Source organism: Microcoleus sp. B4-C1 (assembly GCF_036705285.1).
Classification (GTDB): Bacteria; Cyanobacteriota; Cyanobacteriia; order Cyanobacteriales; family Microcoleaceae; genus Microcoleus.
On sequence record NZ_JAUBUC010000186.1, the window covers coordinates 1 to 3,356 of the forward strand.

Annotated in this window: 4 protein-coding genes; 3 read left to right on the top strand and 1 reads right to left on the bottom strand. The window is 45.3% G+C overall.

All coding sequences use genetic code 11. From position 1 onward, the window contains the following. From QUB26_RS31410 to rppA, 3 genes are all read left to right on the top strand, one after another. On the top strand, nt 1–335 hold a 335-nt coding region (locus QUB26_RS31410), incomplete at its 5' end, for a hypothetical protein (RefSeq protein ID WP_333321226.1). Between the two features lie 183 nt (nt 336–518). Continuing rightward, nucleotides 519–1,169: a glutathione S-transferase family protein gene (locus QUB26_RS31415; RefSeq protein ID WP_333053124.1), complete on the top strand. Its 651-nt coding sequence runs from the start codon at nt 519–521 to the stop codon at nt 1,167–1,169. 59 nt (nt 1,170–1,228) lie between these two features. Then, the gene (gene rppA, locus QUB26_RS31420) at nt 1,229–1,915 is read left to right on the top strand and encodes a two-component system response regulator RppA (protein WP_333242400.1); all 687 of its coding nucleotides are present in this window, start codon (nt 1,229–1,231) and stop codon (nt 1,913–1,915) included. Between the two features lie 178 nt (nt 1,916–2,093). On the opposite strand, the gene QUB26_RS31425 is transcribed toward rppA, so the two are convergent. Continuing rightward, nucleotides 2,094–2,930 (bottom strand): metallophosphoesterase, encoded by an 837-nt coding sequence (locus QUB26_RS31425; protein WP_333242397.1) that lies wholly within the window; start codon nt 2,928–2,930, stop codon nt 2,094–2,096. Between the last annotated feature and the right edge of the window lie 426 nt (nt 2,931–3,356).

Below are 3,356 nucleotides of genomic sequence, written 5' to 3' on the forward strand. Positions count from 1 at the left end.
GCCCGTCCGTTTTGGACGGGCGGGACGCCCATCCCACAAACTTGTGGAAGTTATTTAATTCTCATTCCTTAATAAGTACAGCTTCCTGTACTTACCGCAAGATGGTTCTGTCCTCAAGCTTTCGACTCATTGCAGAGTCTTGTTCCCGTGTGCCCCACGGTACAATTCAAAACCCAAAATACAGGTTTCTAGGCGTACTTGTTGCTCGAAGTTTTTACCCGCGCAAGCTTTTCTGCGCTCAAGCCCATAACTTCAGTTTTCAAGGTGCGTTGCCTTCAGGCGACTGGGTTTTTAATGTGGTTGAATACCCTAGCCACATTACAATATTATCATGACCAAGAATAAAAAGTCGTCCTAGAAGGACGGGGCTTTAGACCCAATTTTTTGGTAAAATGCTTGCAGAGGCTGGTGCAGAAAACGGGCCGATCGCCCGATCGCCATTGTGTCTCACGGCTTTGTATATTCAACTCTAAAACTTAAAATTGCACGGACGATCGGAAATAGCTGACAGCTACATTATGACCAAATTGACTCTGGTAATCGGCAACAAAAATTATTCCTCTTGGTCGCTGCGCGCTTGGCTGGCGATGAAACAAGCTGGACTGGAATTTGCCGAGGTGAGAATCCCCTTAGACTGGCCGACAACCCATGAGGAAATTCGGCGCTATTCTCCTTCGGGAAAAGTGCCAGTTTTAATCGACGGCGACTTGAAAGTGTGGGAATCTTTAGCAATTTGCGAATACGTTGCAGAACGCTTTGCAAATGATTTGTGGCCGACAGATGTAGCCCAACGGGCGATCGCCCGTTCCATCTGCGCCGAAATGCACGCGGGTTTCCAAAATTTGCGCGACAATATGCCGATGGACTGCCGCAACCGCTATCCGGGAGAAGGGAGGACTCCCGGTGTAGAAGCAGAGATCGATCGCATCTTTGCCATTTGGCGCGAATGCCGTCAAAAATTCGGAACAGGTGGCAATATGCTATTCGGAAAATTCACAATTGTTGACGCTATGTTTGCCCCCGTTGTGATGCGTTTTGTAACCTACGGAGTCAAATTAGATTCAGTAACAAAAGCTTATGCGGATGCGATTTTGGCCTTGCCTGCCATCCAGGAATGGGTAGCAGCAGCTTACAGCGAAACGGAAAGTATTCCACACATGAAAATCTAGGAAAAATCAGTTTACTTAAACTCAAATCTCAAATTTCAAGTCTCAAATATGAAATCAGGATGCGGATTCTTTTAGTTGATGATGAAGTTGAGTTGACTGACCCTTTAAGTCGAGTTTTAACGCGCGAAGGTTATACAGTTGATGTGGCATTTGACGGGGCAAGTGGCATCAATTTAGCAATGCAGGGCAATTACGATTTGCTAATTTTGGATTGGATGCTACCGAGACAAACCGGACTGGCAATTTGCCAGAAATTGCGATCGCAAGGACGGAATACGCCAGTGCTATTTCTCACCGCCAAAGATACCGTAGACGATCGCGTACAAGGACTCGACGCGGGTGCAGACGACTATTTAGTCAAACCTTTTGAACTGCGAGAATTGCTAGCCAGAGTCCGCGCCTTGCTGCGGCGGCCTCCTACTTTTGATGCCGAGGTTGCTGTCGGGCGGCTGCAAGTTGCAGATTTACAGCTAGACTACGACAATCAATTAGCTTATCGGGGCGATCGTACAATTGACTTATCAGAAAAAGAATGTCAGTTATTAGAATACTTAATGCGCCATACCGGTCAATTGCTAACACACGAACAAATCCACCAGTATTTGTGGAGTGAAGCAGAAAAACCCAGCAGCAATGTATTAGCCGCTCAAATTCGCCTGCTGCGCCGCAAAATAGAAGTTCCGGGCGAATCTGTCCTAATTCACACAGTCTATGGCAGAGGCTATCGCTTTGGAGAAGCCAATTAAAAATCATAGAAATTGTACAAAAATCATTTTTACTTCTTCCCTCTTCCCTCTTCCCTCGGACTGACATCCATTACATCCGTTACATCCGTTACATCCGTTACATAATCCGTTGCCGAACTTCCTTTTTCCTTCGGCTATATTATCTATTATCGGGAAAGTGTGCACCCTAAACCAGCCTTTACGTATCTTGACAAACCAAAGTAATTACTGTCACCTCCGGCGGACAAAATAGTCTTCCCGGCGCATAAGTCCCCAAACCGCGATTCACGTACAGCAAATTACTCCCAACCTGATGCAAACCGCTAGCCCATTCCCAGTGAGTAACTACTCGATCCCAAGCCGACAGAAAAGGAATGAACTTTCGGATTCGTTTAGGAATAAAATAGCCAATTTTTCTGACCCAAGCGTACAAAGGGCCGATACCAGGAATAACGATTTGACCGCCGTGAGTGTGCCCAGAAAACTGCAAATCAATCCGCCAATTTTGCAGATTTTCAGCAGTATCAGGATTGTGAGACAAGACAATCCGAGGAATTGCGGGATTTATGGATGCCATTACAGGTTTAGGCGCAAAATCGCCCGACCAAAAATCTGCTAACCCAACTAAAGCCAATTCAGACCCCAAAGGATAGATTGCTTCGTTGTACAAAACCCGAATTCCGACGCTATTTAAAGCATTAGTAACCTCGGTTTTTGCCCTTGGCCAATAGTGGTCGTGATTGCCCAAAACCGCGTAAATTCCTACCCGACTTTGCAAGTTTTTCAATCGCTGCACTAAGCCGTAAATAGGTGCGGGATCGTAGCTAATAAAGTCACCGGTTAAAAAAATTAGATCGGGTTCAGCTTCATTTGCCGCAGCAATCGCCTCTTCTAGCAACCATTCCGACAGCCGCACCCCGTCATAGTGAAAGTCCGTAAGCTGTACAATTTTAGTACCGGATAGATTTGCTGGAAGATTGGCGATTGGTATTGTTAAATACTCTATTCGCAGTTTCCCAGTTAATAACCTGTGCATAAATCTAAAGTTTATTGATGACAGAGCGCTACCTCTAGCTTAGCAAATAAACAAGCAAGACTGCCAAACTAGATATTCTTCCCTTTTCCTTCTGTCCTCTGACTAATGACTACAGTCCGGGACGCAAAAAGTGGGATTACTCAATAAAAATGAAACAAAAATACCTAATCTTCAGTTAGGCTTTCTTGCAAAATTGTTTGGGTTTTACGCCCCCAACTACTACAGCATTTTTATAAAAAAATGACAAGCGAAATCCCCATCGCATCGGCTTACCACGCGGGGATTGCCCCTACCAAACACTATCTCATCACTAATGATTTATTACTAAGGATCGCGAATTAAATAACTTACAATTTTAATTGTTATTGTGGGATGGGCGTCCCGCCCTTCCACTCATGACGGGCGGGACGCCCATCCCACTTTCAA